This is a genomic window from Noviherbaspirillum pedocola, from assembly GCF_016632335.1.
Taxonomy (GTDB): domain Bacteria; phylum Pseudomonadota; class Gammaproteobacteria; order Burkholderiales; family Burkholderiaceae_D; genus Noviherbaspirillum_A; species Noviherbaspirillum_A pedocola.
The window spans coordinates 392,974-409,406 of record NZ_JAEPBG010000001.1; the positions used below are offsets into that span (position 1 = coordinate 392,974).

Annotated in this window: 12 protein-coding genes; 6 read left to right on the top strand and 6 right to left on the bottom strand. The window is 66.5% G+C overall.

What is annotated here, in order from left to right; translation table 11 throughout:
- Window positions 1-42 precede the first annotated feature (42 nt).
- The 3 genes from JJB74_RS01780 (at window position 43) to JJB74_RS01790 (ending at window position 2,459) form a co-directional block, all read left to right on the top strand.
- On the top strand, window positions 43-708 hold the full coding sequence (locus JJB74_RS01780; protein WP_200590092.1) for a protein-L-isoaspartate O-methyltransferase family protein: 666 nt from the start codon (window positions 43-45) through the stop codon (window positions 706-708).
- 10 nt (window positions 709-718) lie between these two features.
- The gene (locus JJB74_RS01785) at window positions 719-1,042 is read left to right on the top strand and encodes a rhodanese-like domain-containing protein (RefSeq protein ID WP_200590094.1); all 324 of its coding nucleotides are present in this window, start codon (window positions 719-721) and stop codon (window positions 1,040-1,042) included.
- 85 nt (window positions 1,043-1,127) lie between these two features.
- Window positions 1,128-2,459 carry a TolC family outer membrane protein gene (locus JJB74_RS01790; protein WP_200590096.1) on the top strand — a complete coding sequence of 444 codons (1,332 nt, stop codon included), beginning with the start codon at window positions 1,128-1,130 and terminating at the stop codon, window positions 2,457-2,459.
- Between the two features lie 32 nt (window positions 2,460-2,491).
- On the opposite strand, the gene JJB74_RS01795 is transcribed toward JJB74_RS01790, so the two are convergent.
- Complete coding sequence (locus tag JJB74_RS01795; RefSeq protein ID WP_200590098.1) at window positions 2,492-5,956, bottom strand: DapH/DapD/GlmU-related protein; 3,465 nt, start codon at window positions 5,954-5,956, stop codon at window positions 2,492-2,494.
- A 112-nt stretch (window positions 5,957-6,068) separates the two neighbouring features.
- A complete protein-coding gene (locus JJB74_RS01800) occupies window positions 6,069-6,716 on the bottom strand; it encodes a TetR family transcriptional regulator (protein WP_200590099.1) in 648 nt (215 codons plus the stop codon).
- Between the two features lie 234 nt (window positions 6,717-6,950).
- Here JJB74_RS01800 and JJB74_RS01805 point away from each other — a divergent pair, with 234 nt between their 5' ends.
- Genes JJB74_RS01805 through JJB74_RS01815 form a run of 3 tightly spaced genes read left to right on the top strand, consistent with a single transcriptional unit; the run spans window position 6,951 to window position 12,715 of the window.
- Entirely contained in the window at window positions 6,951-8,147 is a 1,197-nt protein-coding gene (locus JJB74_RS01805; protein ID WP_200590101.1) for an efflux RND transporter periplasmic adaptor subunit, read from the top strand.
- 12 nt (window positions 8,148-8,159) lie between these two features.
- Window positions 8,160-11,312, top strand: coding sequence for an efflux RND transporter permease subunit (locus JJB74_RS01810; RefSeq protein ID WP_200590103.1), 3,153 nt, complete (start codon window positions 8,160-8,162; stop codon window positions 11,310-11,312).
- The gene (locus JJB74_RS01815) at window positions 11,309-12,715 is read left to right on the top strand and encodes an efflux transporter outer membrane subunit (protein WP_200590106.1); all 1,407 of its coding nucleotides are present in this window, start codon (window positions 11,309-11,311) and stop codon (window positions 12,713-12,715) included. Before JJB74_RS01810 ends, JJB74_RS01815 begins: the two co-directional genes overlap by 4 nt.
- 96 nt (window positions 12,716-12,811) lie before the next feature.
- On the opposite strand, the gene JJB74_RS01820 is transcribed toward JJB74_RS01815, so the two are convergent.
- The 4 genes from JJB74_RS01820 to waaC are packed head-to-tail and all read right to left on the bottom strand — an operon-like array spanning window position 12,812 to window position 16,402.
- Window positions 12,812-13,078: an oxidoreductase-like domain-containing protein gene (locus JJB74_RS01820; protein WP_407672252.1), complete on the bottom strand. Its 267-nt coding sequence runs from the start codon at window positions 13,076-13,078 to the stop codon at window positions 12,812-12,814.
- Window positions 13,014-14,507, bottom strand: a complete 1,494-nt coding sequence (locus JJB74_RS33020) for a 3-deoxy-D-manno-octulosonic acid transferase (RefSeq protein ID WP_234483504.1) — start codon at window positions 14,505-14,507, stop codon at window positions 13,014-13,016. The genes JJB74_RS01820 and JJB74_RS33020 overlap by 65 nt, the downstream gene beginning before the upstream one ends.
- A 1-nt stretch (window position 14,508) precedes the next feature.
- A complete protein-coding gene (locus JJB74_RS01830; RefSeq protein WP_200590110.1) occupies window positions 14,509-15,378 on the bottom strand; it encodes a Kdo hydroxylase family protein in 870 nt (289 codons plus the stop codon).
- Between the two features lie 37 nt (window positions 15,379-15,415).
- A complete protein-coding gene (waaC, locus tag JJB74_RS01835; protein ID WP_200590112.1) occupies window positions 15,416-16,402 on the bottom strand; it encodes a lipopolysaccharide heptosyltransferase I in 987 nt (328 codons plus the stop codon).
- Window positions 16,403-16,433 lie beyond the last annotated feature (31 nt).

Sequence of the window (16,433 nt, forward strand, 5' to 3'; positions counted from 1 at the left end):
TGCAGCCTGCTTTTTTCTCCCGCATTTCACACCCTAACCGCAATGAACATCGAACAAGCCCGTTTCAACATGATTGAACAGCAGATCCGCCCGTGGGATGTGCTGGACACCGACATCCTGGACCTGCTTCATGTGGTCAGACGCGAAGCCTTCGTGCCGGAAGCCTACAAGAGCCTCACCTTCATGGATACCGAGATCCCGCTGCCGGGCGGCGCATCGATGCTGCCGCCGCGCTTCGAGGCGCGCATCCTGCAGGAAGCGCAGGTGCAAAAGCATGAGAACGTGCTCGAGATCGGCGCCGGCACCGGCTACATGGCAGCGCTGCTCGCGCACCGCGCACGGCATGTGACGACGGTGGAAATCTCGCCGGAGCTGAAGGCGATGGCCGAGAAAAACCTGAAGGATTACGGCATCGGCAATGTCGACGTGGTGCTGGGCAATGGCGCCAACGGCTGGGAAGGCTCGGGCCAGAACGGCGCGCCTTACGACGTGATCATCATCTCCGGCGCGCTGCCCTTCCTGCCGGAGAATTTCCTGAAGCAGGTAAAGGTCGGCGGCCGCATCCTGGCGGTGATCGGTGAATCGCCGGTCATGCAGGCGCGCCTGATCGAGCGCACCTCCGAGACCGGCTACCACACCCGCAACCTGTTCGAAACCGATATCCGGCAGCTGCGCGATGCGCCGCGGCCTTCCCATTTCCGCTTCTGAAGGAAAACTCATGCGACATCTGTCGGCGCCGGAACTGGCGCAATGGCTGGCCGACGCCGGCCGGCCGCAGCCGCTGCTGCTCGATGTGCGCGAGCCGTGGGAATACACCACCTGCCACATCGACGGCGCGCAGACTATGCCGATGCGCGAAGTGCCGGCCCGGCTGAACGAGCTTGATGCGGATGCGCCGGTAGTCTGCATTTGCCACCACGGCGCGCGCAGCATGCAGGTGGCTGCCTTTCTGGAGCATCACGGCTTTTCCGATGTGACGAACCTGACCGGCGGCGTCCATGCCTGGGCGCTGCAGGTCGATCCGAACATGCCGACTTACTGAGTCATCTCAAGTCATCGCAAGCCAACCGCGCCCCACCGGCGGCCCGACGGGTCGCCGCAACGACAACCTCGCTCCCGGAGACCCTATGCGCCCTACCCGCCTGGCCCTGACGTTTGTTGCCACCCTGTTCGCCTGCGATGCCGGGGCAATGAATCTGCTCCAGGTGTACCAGGAGGCGCTGGCCAATGATCCGGTCTATGCCAGCGCGCGCGCGCAGCTGCAGGCCGGGCAGGAGCGCCTGCCGCAAGGCCGCGCCGGACTGTTGCCTTCGGTGGGGGTCAACGGCAGCTACACCCGGCAGGAAACCGATGCCAACCTGGCCAGCACGCCGGGCACCATCGGCATCGGCGCGAACGTCAATACCTATACGGTATCGCTGGCGCAGCCGCTGTTTCGCTGGGCCAACTGGGAAGGCTTCCAGCAGGGACGGCTGGCGGTCGCGGTCAGCGAGGCGCAATTCGAGCAGGCCCGGCAGGATCTGATCGTGCGCGTGGCCCAGGCCTATTTCGATGTGCTCACCGCGCAGGATGCGCTGGCAACGGTGCAGGCGCAGAAGATGGCCATCACCGAACAGCTCGCGGCCGCCAAGCGCAATTTCGAGGTCGGCACCGCCACCGTCACCGACAGCCAGGAAGCCCAGGCGCGCTACGACCTTGCGGTGGCGCAGGAATTCGCCGCCACCAGCGACCTGGACATCAAGCGCGCCGCCCTGCAGCAGATCATCGGCCATCCGGCGCCTGACCTGGCCGGCTTGCGCCCGGGACTGCTGTTGCCGCGCCCCGACCCGGAGCGCATGGACCCGTGGGTAGACAGCGCGGAAAGGCAAAATTACAACGTGGTAGCGCAGCAGTTCGCGCTCGAGGTGGCGCGGCGCGAAATCAGCAAGAACCGTGCGGGCCATTATCCGACGGTGGATCTGGTGGCCAGCCGCACTCACAGCAACCAGAACGGTCAGACGATCACCTTTACCCAGCCCTATGTGGCCAACAACACCAATGTCGGCGTGCAGTGGAGCATGCCGCTGTTCTCGGGTTTTGCGGTCACCAGCAAGGTCAAGGAATCGATCGCGCAGGAAGAGCGCACCCGCGCCGACCTGGAAAACGCGCGCCGCACCGCGGCGCAGGGCGCGCGCCAGGCCTTTCTCGGCTTTGCCAGCGGACTGGCCCAGGTGAAGGCGCTCGAAGCGGCCGAGGTGTCGAGCCAGTCGGCGCTGGACTCGAACCGGCTCGGTTACCAGGTGGGCGTGCGCATCAACATCGACGTGCTCAATGCGCAGCAGCAGCTCTACGCCACCCGACGCGATCTGGCCCGCGCGCGCTACGACACCCTGGTCAACAGCCTGCGCCTGAAATCGGCGGCCGGGGTGCTGCAGGAACAGGACCTGCAGAAGATCAATACGCTGCTGCAGACGATGTAGAACCTTTCACGCTGAGCAGCCGAACGCCGTTCTCACAGGCGCCACGGCGACGGCAGCGGCATGCGCGCCGGAATCGCGCGCGGCGTGGTGGGCTCGGGTGCAACAGGCGGCTCCCCGGCCAGCGGCACTGGGGCCGCCGGCGCGCCCTGGTAATCCGTCCCTGCCTCCAGCGGCGCGGCTGGCGGTTCCACGCCGATGGGCAGAAGGTCCGGCGTCAGACCCAGTTCATCCGCCCAAGCTTCCAGCAGCACGTCCCGTACCGGAATATCGCTGCCGGCCGGATTTCCGGGCTCTGCCGACAGCGCGGCGCCGAACTGCGGCGGCCAAGTCGGCGCCGGCGACCGCATCTGCCATTGCGCACCGGCCGGCACCATGCAGCCTGGCTCCACGATCGATCCCGGCGCGATCACCGCATCGTCGCCTATGGCAGCGCCAGCGCCGATCACCGCGCCGGCGCCTATCCTGACCCGCGCGCCCAGGCGCACGTTTTCCCCAATGACGGCTGCCGCACCGACCACGAGGTCGCCGCCTATCGTGGCCTGCGCGGGCCAAGCGACGTCCGCACCGATATCCAGCAGCTCGATGCGCGCGCCCGCGCCCACGCGGCTGCCTGCTGGCACGGCCACGCCTGCGGCAATGCGCGCCCCGGCTCCCACGGTGACGCCTGCGCCGAAGTACACGTCGTCGCCGATGTCGGCGCCGGCGGCAACAGTGAGATCGCCGTCCACCATGGTTCCCTGCCGCAGAACGCCCGGCGGCACGTGCAGATGGCGGATGGTCGCGCCGGAAACGATCACCAGGCCCGACGGCAGCCTCACATGCGGCGCGATGCGCACGCCGTCGCCGAAAGATATGCCTACGCCGACCTGAACTTCGCGGCCAATGACGAGATTGCCGCCGATCGCTGTCTGCGGCGGCAGCAGCGTATCCGGCGCGATGCGCAGGCGCTCGATGCGGGCGCCAGGCGCGACCACCGCCCCGGGCGGTATCTCGACGCCTGCGCCGATCACACAATCGGCGCCGAGAATGGCGCCTTCACCGATGCAGGCGTCGGCGCCGATGCTGACGTCGCCCGCGAGCACGAAATGCTGCGGCAGCGCGACCCCCGCGCCGATTTCCAGCTGCGTGATGCAGGCATCCGGCGCCAGTTCCGCTCCATTCGGAATCGCTACGCCGCGTCCAACATGGACCCGGGCGCCGAAGCGCACCTCAGCACCCACCGTCACCCCGGCTTCCAGGCGCAGATTGCCGGCAACGATGCTGCCCGGCGGCAGCGTCACATCCGGCGCGATCGAAAACTGCGTTATCTGCGCATCGGGCGCAAACACCAGGCCATCCGGTATCGCGCAGGCGCAGCCGATCTCGACGCCGGCATGGAATTCGACATCGCGTCCGACGACCACGCCCTCGCCCAGGTGCAGATTTCCATACAGCCGCGCCCCAAAGGGCAGCGCGCCTCGCGCGATGTGCAGTCGGCTGATGCGGGCGAGCGGCGCAATGCTCACCGCGTCCGGCACGACGACGTTGCGGGCTATGCGCACGCCGGCGCCAAAGCGCACTGCGCGCCCGACGCGCACGCCGCGCTCGAAGTGCAGATCGCCTTCCAGCGTGGTGCCGGCGGGCAGGGACGCGCCGCGCAGGGCGAGCGTGTCGATGCGTGCGCCATCGGCAATGATTACGCCGGCCGGCAAGCTGATTCCCGCGGCAATCTCCACGCCGGCGCCGAAGCGGATATCGCGCAGGATGCCGCAGCGCTCGCCGATCTCCAGGCTTCCCGCCAGGCTGCAACTGCGCGGCAACACATTGCCATGCAGCCGCAGCACGTCGATGCATGCGCCCGCTTCCACCTGTATGCCCGGCGGCAGATGCACGCCCGGGCCGATGCGCACATCCGGGCCAAGCACCGCATTGGCGCCGATGACCGCGCCGGCGCCGATGTCGACATTGCCGTGCAGGACCACGTCCGGCTCGAATATCGACGCTGCGCCGCGCCGGATGCAGTCGATGCGCGCGCCGGCGACGACGATGGTGTGCTCTGGCACGCGAATGCCGGGACCGAGCACGGCGCCGGTGCGCACGCGCACACCGTTCGCAAAGCTCACATCCGGGCCGATCCGCACGCCGTCCTCGATGTCCAGGTTGCCTTCGACGATGGTGCCGCGCCACAGCCTTACCTTGTCGCCGACGCGGCAATGGGTGATCCGGGCATGGTCGGCGATGTGCATGCCTTCCCGTATCACTACGCCGGGACCGATTTCCACATCGTGGCCGATTTCGACATGGCGCTGGATCCAGGCGTGCGGGCGCAGGCGCACATCGCCATGCAGCACCGTTCCCGCCGGCAGCGCGGCGCCATGCACGTCGAGACGCATCACGCGCGCCTGCCGGCCGATGACCACGCCGCGCGGCACGTGCACCCCGGCGCCGATACGGGCACCGATGCGCACCACCGCGCCCGCCTCGACCACCGCGTTGGCAAGAAGCCGCACGCCCGGCTCCAGCACAACGCCGGCCCCGACATGCGCACGAGCATGCACACGCACCATCCAGCCGGCATACATCGCCCGCAGCGTGGCGGATTGCGCGGGATAGTTTGCCGGCCAGATGCGGGCCAGGTCCCGCACAGCGGCATGCAGATGGCCGCGCAGCTCCTGCGATGGACGGGCTTCCTGCAACCGGGCCATATCGGCGCAGGCATCGCCGAAGTCGCCGAACGCCACGAATCCGATGCCTTCGCTGTGCTCGAGCAGGTTGGCGAAGCCCCACAGCAGCCTGGAGTCCGGATCCAGTCCCCATCCTCCGGCCCCGTCCGCGAACAGCAGGCGAAACAGCAGTAGCGCATGTTCGAGGAAATGCTGGCGCAGCGTTTGCCACTGCTGCTCGTACCATGACGGCCGGCAGATCAGCAGCGCGGCGCCGCCGGGCGGCGTGAACAGGAAGGCATCGGGCGCTTGCGCGCCGCGGCCGGCGCACGCCACCTGGGGAATGGTTAGACGCAGTTGCGCATGCCGCAAAAACAGCTCGCGCAGCGGCTGCCAGGGCGCCGCGACGAAGGCTTGCGGCGCCAGGTCGACGGCGATCGGTGCGCCCTGCGCATCGCGCAGAGCAGGATGGTCTTTCCAGGCCATCGCGCTATGTGAACAGGCATGTCCGGCGTATTCGAGCACCAGCTCCAGCGCCGCCAGCATGCCGCCCGCGCCGCGCACGTTCAGACCGATGCGATCGGGAGGAACTGGCCTGCCGGCGAAGAGCACGCGCGCATACAGGTCTTGCCACAAGTCCTGCGATACGGCAAGGGCAAGCGCATCGGCATCGGCGCGCAGCGTGCCGGCATGGGTCGAGCCCTGCGCCCAGCGCGTCATTTCCTGCGCGGCCTGCGCCAGTGCTGCCACGCTGGCATAGCGCGCGCGCATTGCGCCGGCGTCGGCTTCGGCACGCGCAAGGAATTCGACCACCAGGTCCAGGCCATCGGCAAGAAAGGCTGTCGCGCTCAGCATGTTCGCTCCCGTTCGCAGTGAGAAGTGAGAAGTGGAGCGACCTTAAGGTGCGGCCTTCCGGCCTGCCTTGTGAGGCCTCAAGCGGGGATGGCGAACCGCGCGCAGGGTTCAGTTACGGTATGCGCCGTTCGCACCGTAGCGATGGCGCACTGCGCAAGGTGTCGATGGCGGCATCGATCAGGCGCTCGGCATGACGTTCCACGCCGCCGCCATCGGGAGTAAAGAGCGCGGTGTTGATCAGGCCGTCCAATTGCGCCTGGAACATCAGCGCGGCCAGCGCCGTATCCAGGTCGGATGGCAATTGTCCCTTTGCCACCGCGTTGCGCAGGCTCCCCTCGATATGGCGGCGGCCGCGCAGGAACACTTCCTGCTGCCGCTCGACGATCGTCCCGGCGGCTTCCACGTATTCGCATTTGTGAAAGACGATGCCGAGCACCTTGCGCGAATGCGAGTTGTGCATCACCTGCTCCAGCACGAACAGGCAGGTGCGGCGCAATTGTCCAAGCGGATCGGCCTGCCTTTCGTCCAGCGCCGGCGCCGCCATTTCCTCCATCGGCAGGCGCACCCGCTCGCACATCGCGTCGAACAGATCGCTCTTGTTCTTGAAATGCCAGTAGATCGCGCCGCGGCTGACATTGGCGCGGTCGGCCACATCGGCCAGCGAAGTGCGGGATACGCCCTGTGCGTGAAAGATGTCTTCGGCTGCATCGAGGATGCGGTTGCGGGTTTCCAGCGCTTCTTCCTTGGTGGCTCGTGCCATATTTTCTCTTTTGCAACAAAATCCCGGACGTCACGGCAGAAAACGGATTGCCGGCAAACATACATTCACGAATGTATGTACACTACAGAACTTTCGCAAGCCGCGATACGGTTTCAAGCAATCGAATTCTTGCAACGTTTTCCGCGGCACAGTTTCCAAGTCGATCCACCGATTCAACCTCTCCGCCCGCGTCCAGTAGCCTGCGCGGACGGCTCTTCTTTTTGCGAGCCATTCATGAGCAGATTCCATCCCACTCCATTGTTCGCCGCAGTGCTGGCCGCGTTGGCGCTTTCGGCATGCGGCGACAAGAAACCGGACGCACAGGCCCAGGCCGCGCCGCCGCCGCCGGAGGTGGCGGTGGTGAAGGTGGCGCCGCAGCGCGTGGGCATCACTTCCGAATTGCCGGGCCGCATCGAGGCAGTGCGCGTGGCCCAGGTGCGGGCGCGGGTGCCGGGCATCGTGCAGAAGCGGGTCTTCGTCGAAGGCTCCGAAGTCAAGGCCGGCGATGTGCTGTTCCGCATCGACCCGGCGCCGCTGCAGGCGGTGCTGTCCAGTGCAGAAGCGACCCGCGCCCGCGCCGAGGCGAACGTGGCCCAGGCCAACCTGAAAGTGCAGCGCTACAAGCCGCTGGTGGAAACCAATGCGATCAGCCGCCAGGAATACGATGACGCGCTGGCCGCGCAGAAGCAGACCCAGGCCGATCTGCAGTCGGCCAAGGCCAGCGTCCAGACCGCGACCCTGAACCTCGGCTATGCCACGGTGACCGCGCCGATCTCGGGCCGCATCGGCCGCGCCCAGGTGACCGAGGGCGCGCTGGTTGGCCAGGGTGAAGCCACGCCGCTGGCGATGATCCAGCAGATCGATCCGATCTACGTCAACCTGACCCAGTCCGCCACCGAGATGATGGCGCTGCGCCGCGCGATGGATGCCGGCAAGCTGCAGAGCGTCGGCCCGAACCAGGCGAAGATTTCCATCGTCACCGACGACGGCCAGGTCTATGCGCAAACTGGCAAGCTGCTGTTCTCCGACGTGGCCGTCGACCCGAGTTCGGGCGCGATCACCTTGCGCGCCGAATTCCCGAATCCGAAGCGGCTGCTGCTGCCGGGCATGTATGTGCGCGCGCGGCTCGAGCAGGCGGTGGACCAGTCCGCGATCATGGTGCCGCAGCAGGCCGTCCTGCGCGACAACAACGGCGCCTCGGTGATGACGGTCGGCGCCGATGGCAAGGTCGCGCCGCGCCCCATCAAGACCGGCGACGCGCAGGGCAACAACTGGATCGTCACCGACGGCCTGAACGCCGGCGATACCGTCATCGTCGAAGGACTGCAAAAGGTGAAGCCGGGCGCGCCGGTGAAGACCACGCAGTGGAACGCCAACGCGCCAGCCGGCAATGCGCCGGCCGGCGTCGCCCAGGCGAACCCGCAGAAATAAGGAATTCCTCTCATGGCAAAGTTTTTCATTGACCGACCGGTCTTCGCATGGGTGATTGCGCTGTTCATCCTGCTGGGCGGGGCGCTGTGCATCCGGATACTGCCGATTTCGCAGTATCCGACGATTGCGCCGCCGTCCATCGTGATCACCGCCGTCTATCCGGGCGCCTCGGCCGCAATCCTGGACGAAAGCGTGACCAGCCTGATCGAACAGGAGCTGAACGGCGCCGACGGCCTGCAATACGTCGAATCGCTGTCCGACGCCAGCGGCCAGACGCAGATCACCGCCACCTTCCTGCCGGGCACCAATCCGGACCTCGCCGCAGTGGACGTGCAGAACCGCATGAAGCGGGTGGAGTCGCGCCTGCCGCAGGCGGTGACGCAGCAGGGCCTGCAGGTGAACAAGGCGCGCAGCAACTTCCTGCTGTTCACCACGCTGTCCTCCACCGACGGCCGGCTCGACCCGGTCGCGCTCGGCGACTATCTGTCGCGCAACGTGCTGAATGAAGTGCGGCGCGTGCCCGGCGTCGGCCAGGCGCAATTGTTCGGCACCGAGCGCGCGATGCGCATCTGGATCGACCCGGCCAAACTGGTCGGCTACAGGATGTCGACCACCGATGTCGTGAACGCCATCCGCGCGCAGAACGCGCAGGTGGCCTCGGGCACCCTGGGCGATCTGCCGCAGCCGGCGAATCAGCAGATCGCCGCGCAGATCGTGGTCAATGGCCAGCTGACCGACCCCAAACAGTTCGGCAACATCGTCCTGCGCGCCAATCCGGACGGCTCCACCGTGCGCCTGCGCGACGTGGCCAGGATCGAGATCGGCGGCCAGGCCTATTCCACCGCGGCCCGCCTGGACGGCAAGCCGACCGCCGCCATCGGCGTGCTGCTCTCCCCCACCGCGAATGCGCTGCAGACCGCCAACCTGGTCAAGGCCAAGATGGCCGAGCTGTCGAAGTACTTCCCGCAGGGCGTGAAGTACGACGTGCCCTACGACACCTCGCTGTTCGTGCAGATCTCGATCGAGGAAGTCGTCAAGACCCTGCTTGAAGCGGTGGTGCTGGTGTTCCTGGTGATGTACCTGTTCCTGCAGAACATCCGCTACACGCTGATCCCGACCATCGTGGTGCCGGTGGCGCTGATGGGCACCTTCGCCGCGATGGCGGCCTTCGGTTACTCGATCAACGTGCTGACCATGTTCGGCATGGTGCTGGCCATCGGCATCCTGGTCGACGACGCCATCGTGGTGGTGGAAAACGTCGAACGCATCATGAGCGAGGAAGGCCTGTCGCCGCGCGACGCGACCCGCAAGGCCATGAGCCAGATCACCGGCGCCATCGTCGGCATCACGCTGGTGCTGGTGGCGGTGTTCATTCCGATGGCCTTCTTCGGCGGCGCCGTGGGCGCGATCTACCGCCAGTTCACGTTGTCGATGGTGGCATCCATGCTGTTCTCGGCGCTGATGGCATTGACGCTCACGCCGGCGCTGTGCGCCACGCTGCTCAAACCGGTCGAGGCCGGTCACCATCACGAGAAGCGCGGCTTCTTCGGCTGGTTCAACCGCGGCTTCTCGCGCACCGCGGGCAACTACCAGAGCCTGGTGGCGCGCATCATCAGCCGCGCCGGGCGCTACATGATCATCTACGGCCTGATCGTCGGCGTGGTCGCGCTGCTGTACGTGCGCCTGCCGACGTCGTTCCTGCCGAATGAGGATCAGGGCTTCTTCATCACCAACATCCAGTTGCCGCCGGGCGCTTCCGCGGCCCGCACGGAACAGGTGATCCACCAGGTCGAAGGCTATTACCTGAAGCAGAAGGACATCGAGCACACGGTGGCCGTGCGCGGCTTCTCGTTCTCCGGCAATGGCCAGAACGCCGGCCTGGTGTTCACGCCGCTGAAGGACTGGAAGGAGCGCAAGGGTGACAACCAGTCCGTGACCGCATTGATCGGCGCGGCCTTCGGCGCGGTGTCGCAGATCAAGGATGCGATCATCTTCCCGGTCAATCCGCCGCCGATCCGCGAGCTGGGCAATGCCACCGGCTTCACCTTCCGCCTGCAGGACCGCGCCGGCCTCGGCCATGCGGCCCTGCTGCAGGCGCGCAACCAGCTGCTGGGCATGGCGGCGAAGAGCCCGGTGCTGGCCGGCGTGCGTCCGGAAGGCCTGGAAGACACGCCGCAGCTGCAGCTGGACGTGGACCGCGACAAGGCGCAGGCCCTGGGCGTGACCTTCACCGAGATCAACAGCACGCTGTCGAACGCCTTCGGTTCGTCCTATGTGAACGACTTCCCGAACGCCGGCCGCATGCAGCGCGTGATCGTGCAGGCCGACAGCGCCGATCGCCTGCAGCCTGCGGATATCGGGCAACTCTATGCGCGCAATACCAACGGCGACATGGTGCCCTTCTCGGCCTTCTCCAGCCCGCGCTGGGTCACCGGCCCGGTGCAGCTGGTGCGCTACAACGGTTATCCGTCCATGCGCATCTCCGGCGACGCGGCCAAGGGCAAGAGCACTGGCGAAGCGCTGCAGGAGATGGAAAAGCTTGCCGCGCAGCTGCCGGCCGGCTTCGGCTACGAATGGACCGGCCAGTCGCTGGAAGAAAAGACTTCCGGCTCGCAGGCGCCGGCGCTGTTCGCGCTGTCGCTGCTGGCGGTGTTCCTGGTGCTGGCGGCGCTGTATGAAAGCACCAGCATTCCGCTGGCGGTGATCCTGGTGGTGCCGCTGGGCATCCTGGGCGCGCTGCTCGGCGCTTCGCTGCGCGGCATGCCGAACGACGTCTACTTCAAGGTTGGCCTGATTGCGATCATCGGCCTGTCGGCGAAGAACGCGATTCTGATCATCGAGTTCGCCAAGGACTTGCAGGCCGAGGGCATGAGCCTGATCGATGCGACGCTGGAAGCGGTGCATCTGCGCTTCAGGCCGATCATCATGACCTCGCTGGCCTTCATCCTGGGCGTGCTGCCACTGGTGATCGCTTCCGGCGCCGGCGCTGCCAGCCAGCGCGCCATCGGCACCGGCGTCATGGGCGGCATGATCACCGCCACCGTGCTCGCGGTCTTCCTGGTGCCGGTGTTCTTTGTCGTGGTGCGCAAGCTGTTCCGCGGCAGCGATCGCCAGCGCAAGATGTACGCCGCCAATCGCATCCATCAACAAGAGGAACAAATATGATGAAGTCCCCTGTCCGCTTGCTGGCCATAGCCGCGGCGGCCACGGCGCTGGCCGGATGCTCGCTCACGCCGGAAATCGTCAAGCCGCAGCCGCCGGTGGCTGAGCAATTCCCGCAGCATGCGGCGGCGCAGTCGCAGCGCCCGGCGGTCGATATCGGCTGGCGCGAATTCTTCACCGATCCGCGCCTGCAGCAGCTGATCGAAACCGCGCTGGCGAATAACCGCGACCTGCGCACCGCCGCCCTGAACATCGAGCAGGCGCGCGCGCTGTACAACGTGCAGCGCGCCGATGTGCTGCCGACGATCAATGGCACTGCCAACGCCAGCCGCGCCCGCACGCCGGGCGCCCTGTCCGCCAGCGGCAGGCCGCTGTTGACCGATGTCTACCAGGTCGGTCTCGGCATTTCCGCGTTCGAGCTCGACTTCTTCGGCCGGGTGCGCGCCTTGAACCAGGCCGCGCTGGCGAGCTATCTCGCCACCGAGGAAGCACAGCGCGTGGCGCAGATCAGCCTGGTGTCCGAGACCGCGAAGGCCTTCCTGGCCGAGCTGGCGGCGGCCGAACAACTGGTGCTGGCACAACGCACGCTCGCAGGCCGGCAACAGGGTTATGAGCTGGCCAAGCAGCGCTTCGATGTCGGCGCCTCCTCGGCGCTTGATCTGCGGCTGTCCGAGACCCTGGTGGAATCGGCGCGGGTATCGGTGCTGCAGCTGCAGCGCCAGCGTGCGCAGGCGCACAATGCGCTGGTGCTTCTGGTCGGCGCGCCGATCGGCGAACTGGCGCCGGGCAATGACCTGTCGTCGCAACAGCTGATCACCGATATCCCGGCCGGTCTGCCTTCGGACTTGTTGACCAATCGTCCCGACATCCGCGCCGCCGAGCAAAGGCTGCGTGCCAGCTATGCGAACATCGGCGTCGCGCGCGCCGCCTTCTTCCCGCGCATTTCGCTGACCGCCGGCTATGGCACGGCCAGCACCCAGCTGTCCAATCTGTTCAGTGCCGGCTCCTCGTCCTGGAATTTCACGCCGCAGCTGACGGTGCCGCTCTTCGACTGGGGCCGCAATCGCAGCAATCTGCAATTGGCCGAAGTGCGCAGGGACCTGACGGTGACGGATTACGAAAAGACGATCCAGACCGCATTCCGCGAAGTCGCCGATGCGCTGGTGGCGCGCGGCACGCTCGAAGATCAGGTCGAAGCGCAGCGCCGCGTGCGGGTGGCCGAAGTCGAACGCCTGAACCTGGCGCAGCAGCGCTTCAAGAACGGCGTGTCGAGTTCGCTCGATGTGCTGGACGCGGAGCGCGAACTGTTCACTGCCGAGCAGACCCTGGTGCAAACGCGCCTGCTGCGGCTGACGAATGCGATTGATGTTTATCGTTCGCTGGGCGGTGGGTTGAAGGTGCAATAAGCGCTTGGATGTAGCAAGGTGCAAGCCGCGTGCCGCGAGGTGCGCGGCTTTTTTCATGGTCACTTGGTTGGCGCAATGCAAACCGTCTCAGTCGGGTTACCGGGAACCGCCCATTAATTCCGGATGGCGTTCCTCCCAGGCCTTCAGCTCTTCCCGATACCGGTCCATTTCCTGGTAATACCAATCGAAGATGCAAGGGTCGCAGCCGCTCTGGCAGCATTCACTGTCGTCCGGACGTTCGGGAGGTTCGGGACGGGGGTCGGTGGGAAAAGAAGGATTCATTGCGAACAGATCAGCCTCAACCCAGCAACGGCGCCAACAGCCATACGGTGCGCGCGGTCGCGCCGCGATGGCGATACGCATAGCCTTGCGCTTCCTGGGCCATGCGCCGCAGCGCCTCCTTATCGTTCAACAGCAGCGCCGCCTGGCGCAGCATGTCGTCCGCATCCTTCACTCGCAGCGCCGCGCCAGCGGCCACCGCGTCGTCGCTGACCGCGGCGAAGTTGAAGGTGTGCGGGCCAATCAGCACCGGAGTGCCGACCGCGCAGGCTTCGATCAGGTTCTGGCCGCCCAGCGGCATGAGGCTGCCGCCGATGAAAGCCAGATCGGACGCGACGTAATACGCGAACATCTCGCCCATCGAATCGCCAAGCATGACGTGGATGTCGGCCGGCACATCGCCGACCAGCGTCGAACGCCGGCAATAACCGATGCCGCGCGCCTCCAGCGCCGCGGCGACATCGTTGAAGCGCTGCGGATGGCGCGGCACGATTACCAGCAGCGCATCTTCCGGCAGATGATGGTGGCGCGGTGCGCTCGCGTGGGCGGAGGACGACGCCTCGACCACGCTTTGCAGCGCCACCCCCTCCGTCTGCGACCCGCCCGGCTCCGCTTCCGGATTCGCAATGGGCGACTCGGACGAATGCTGCGCCTGCTCGATTTCGCCAGCCTCGACAGGCTCGGCAACCGCAGCCGGCTGTGCAGCCGCCTGCGCCTCTGTTTCTTCTTCCGCCTGCCGCACCGCGCGCTCCAGCGCATCCAGGATCAGCGCCTCTTCGCCTTCACGGGTACTTGCGCAGAGCAGCACCGGGCGACCGCCAAAGCGCGCCTTCAGCGCTGCGCCCGCATCCAGCAATGCCGGCTTCGGATTGACGTCGAACTTGATATTGCCGGTGACCTCGACACCATTGCCGCCGGCAGCGCGCAGGCGCGCCGCATCCGCTTCGGTTTGCGCAGCGACGCAGGCAATGCCCTCTGCGGCTACGCGCAGCAGGTTGCCGAAGCGACGCGAACGTTTCAGCGAGCGCTCGGACAGGCGCGCATTCACCAGCGCCACCGGCACACCCTCGCGATTGCATCCGGCGATCAGATTCGGCCACACCTCGGTTTCCATCAGGATGCACAGCCGCGGCTGGAAGCGCTTCAGAAAACGCCGCACGATCCACGGAATGTCATAGGGCAGATAGACCTGGCGCAGACGATCGCCGTATTTCGCGTACAGCTCGGCGCCGGTCGCGCGGCCGGTGGGCGTCATGTGCGTCAACAGCAGGCTGCGGTCTGGGTAGACATCGAGCAAGGCGCCAATCAGCGGTTCGGCCGCGCGCGTCTCGCCGACCGAGACCGCATGCAGCCAGATCAGCTTGCCGCCGGATGCCGGCTCAATGCCGTCGTAAAAGCCGAGGCGTTCGCCGATATGCTGCCGGTAGCCCGGCTCCTTGCGACCGCGCCACCACAAGCGCAGCAGCGCCAGAGGCAGCGACAGCCACCACAGAAAGGAATACAGCCAGCGCATGTCACACCAACTTGCGGCCGGACAGCCGCGTCAGGATGGCAAGCGGACTGGCGCCCGGGTCGTATTGCGCTTCCGGCGGCAGATGGAAGGTCTGCTCCATCATGTACTGTCCGGACATGACCGCATGCGAGGTCTGGTCGGAAAAGCAGACCCAGACCGAGCCGGGCGCAAAGGGCATCGTCACCTGCTGCGCATCCTGCTGGTAATCCATGTCCTTTTTCATCGCGTCGTGCAGCTGCAGCATCATGTGGTCGTACTCGCTGCGCAGCGACTTCGTCACATGCAGCGCCTTGAGCATCTGCGCCTGAAAGCGGGAATAGTGCTTGAAGCGCGGCATGAAATGCTGGGCCACCATGTCGAACGGTTCGCCGACACGCCAGACGCGCGGCTGGTCTTGCGGATTGACGTTGGCAAACACGCGCAGGATGCGCTCGCCGTAATTCGGCCGCGATGGAAACGCATCCACGTGCAGCCGGCGGTCGTCGGCGCGCCAGGATTGCGTGCGGGTCTCGACCCGGCTCGGACGGTAGCTGGTCGGCGCGGTGCGCAGAGCGCTCGCATACGCCGGCAACAAACCCGTGATGAGCGTAGTGGCCTGCTGGCGGAAACGGCCGATCATGGCCGCGAGCCGCGCCTGCTGCGCCTCGTCGAGCGCTGCGCCCTTGAGCTTGCCGGCGGCATCAAGACTGATGTTGCGCACCTTGGGATCGCGCACCTCGGGCGCAAGAAATGCGCGCTCCTGTGCCTCGAATTCAAACGGAAGTTGCGGGAAATGCAGAACCTTGCCCGCTTCCAGGGCGGAAATCCATGCGTTGTTGGGCGCCCCGATGTGCCACTCGTGATGGGGGATGTTGATGATTTGCTGTTCCATCGGCCGTATTATGCCCTCCCGTGTCGATAACCGGAAATTACGCCGGTTGCCGGTCAAGCAGCGAAAACGCGGCGGCCTGCACCTCGCGCACCTCGGGCGGGGCGCCGATCTCGCCGAGATTGATGATGGCGTTCGACCAGTTGCCTTCGGTCTTCCAGCGCGGCGAATCGCAATAGATTTCGATCGTCGGCCGGTTGTAGGCGGCGGCGATGTGCGTGAGTCCGGTGTCCACGCCGACGGCGAGACTGGCCCGCTGCGCCAGCAGCACCGCTTCCATCAGCGGCAACGACGGCAGCACCCGCGCGCCGGGAATGGCGACGGCGAGCGCCTCGGCCGCCGCGCGTTCCACTGCGCTGCCCCAGGGCAGGAGCACGATCAGGCCGCGCTCGGCCAGCGACCGGCCCAGTGCGATCCAGCGCGCCGGCGCCCAGCCCTTGGCCGCGCGCGCGGTGCCATGGAAAAACACCGCGTACGGCTCTTGCGGCAACCAGGCCGGCGCGAGCTGCGGCGGCGCGAGATGAAAGTCGGCCGGGCTGTCGATGCGATAGCCGAGCGCACCGGCCGCGACCAGCCGCGCGCGCTCCACCGCATGCGCGCGCAGCGGCACCGGAATGCTTTGCGTGTGGAAGATGCGCGAGATCGCTTCGTAGCCCGAGCCTTCCGTGGCGTTGGCCAGACCGACGCGGCGCCCGCCCGGCGCCAGCCGCGCCATGCGCATGACCAGGCCGGTCTTGAACAGGCCCTGGGTATCAAGCACCAGGTCGTAGGATTTCGCGCGCAGCGCACGGTAGAAGCCGCGCATTTCGGCGCGGGTGGCGGCTGAGGCGATGTTGCGGCGCCAGCGGCGCAATGCGAACGGAATCACGTCGCGCACGCTGTCGTTGAGCCTTACCAGCGAGGTATAGGACTCCTCCACCACCCAGTCGATGGTCGCGCCAGGCACATGGCGGCGCAGGTCGGCCACCATCGGCATGTTGTGCACCACGTCGCCAAGCGAGGAAACGCGAACGACCAGGATGTTCAACGCGCCTCCGCACCGGGCAGACTGCGCCGCG

Excerpts from the sequence above, each read along its gene's own strand:
- JJB74_RS01780 (WP_200590092.1), top strand. The coding sequence starts at position 43 with ATGAACATCGAACAAGCCCGTTTCAACATGATTGAACAGCAGATCCGC.
- JJB74_RS01785 (WP_200590094.1), top strand. The coding sequence starts at position 719 with ATGCGACATCTGTCGGCGCCGGAACTGGCGCAATGGCTGGCCGACGCC.
- JJB74_RS01790 (WP_200590096.1), top strand. The coding sequence starts at position 1,128 with ATGCGCCCTACCCGCCTGGCCCTGACGTTTGTTGCCACCCTGTTCGCC.
- JJB74_RS01795 (WP_200590098.1), bottom strand. The coding sequence starts at position 5,956 with ATGCTGAGCGCGACAGCCTTTCTTGCCGATGGCCTGGACCTGGTGGTC.
- JJB74_RS01800 (WP_200590099.1), bottom strand. The coding sequence starts at position 6,716 with ATGGCACGAGCCACCAAGGAAGAAGCGCTGGAAACCCGCAACCGCATC.
- JJB74_RS01805 (WP_200590101.1), top strand. The coding sequence starts at position 6,951 with ATGAGCAGATTCCATCCCACTCCATTGTTCGCCGCAGTGCTGGCCGCG.
- JJB74_RS01810 (WP_200590103.1), top strand. The coding sequence starts at position 8,160 with ATGGCAAAGTTTTTCATTGACCGACCGGTCTTCGCATGGGTGATTGCG.
- JJB74_RS01815 (WP_200590106.1), top strand. The coding sequence starts at position 11,309 with ATGATGAAGTCCCCTGTCCGCTTGCTGGCCATAGCCGCGGCGGCCACG.
- JJB74_RS01820 (WP_407672252.1), bottom strand. The coding sequence starts at position 13,078 with ATGCGTATCGCCATCGCGGCGCGACCGCGCGCACCGTATGGCTGTTGG.
- JJB74_RS33020 (WP_234483504.1), bottom strand. The coding sequence starts at position 14,507 with ATGCGCTGGCTGTATTCCTTTCTGTGGTGGCTGTCGCTGCCTCTGGCG.
- JJB74_RS01830 (WP_200590110.1), bottom strand. The coding sequence starts at position 15,378 with ATGGAACAGCAAATCATCAACATCCCCCATCACGAGTGGCACATCGGG.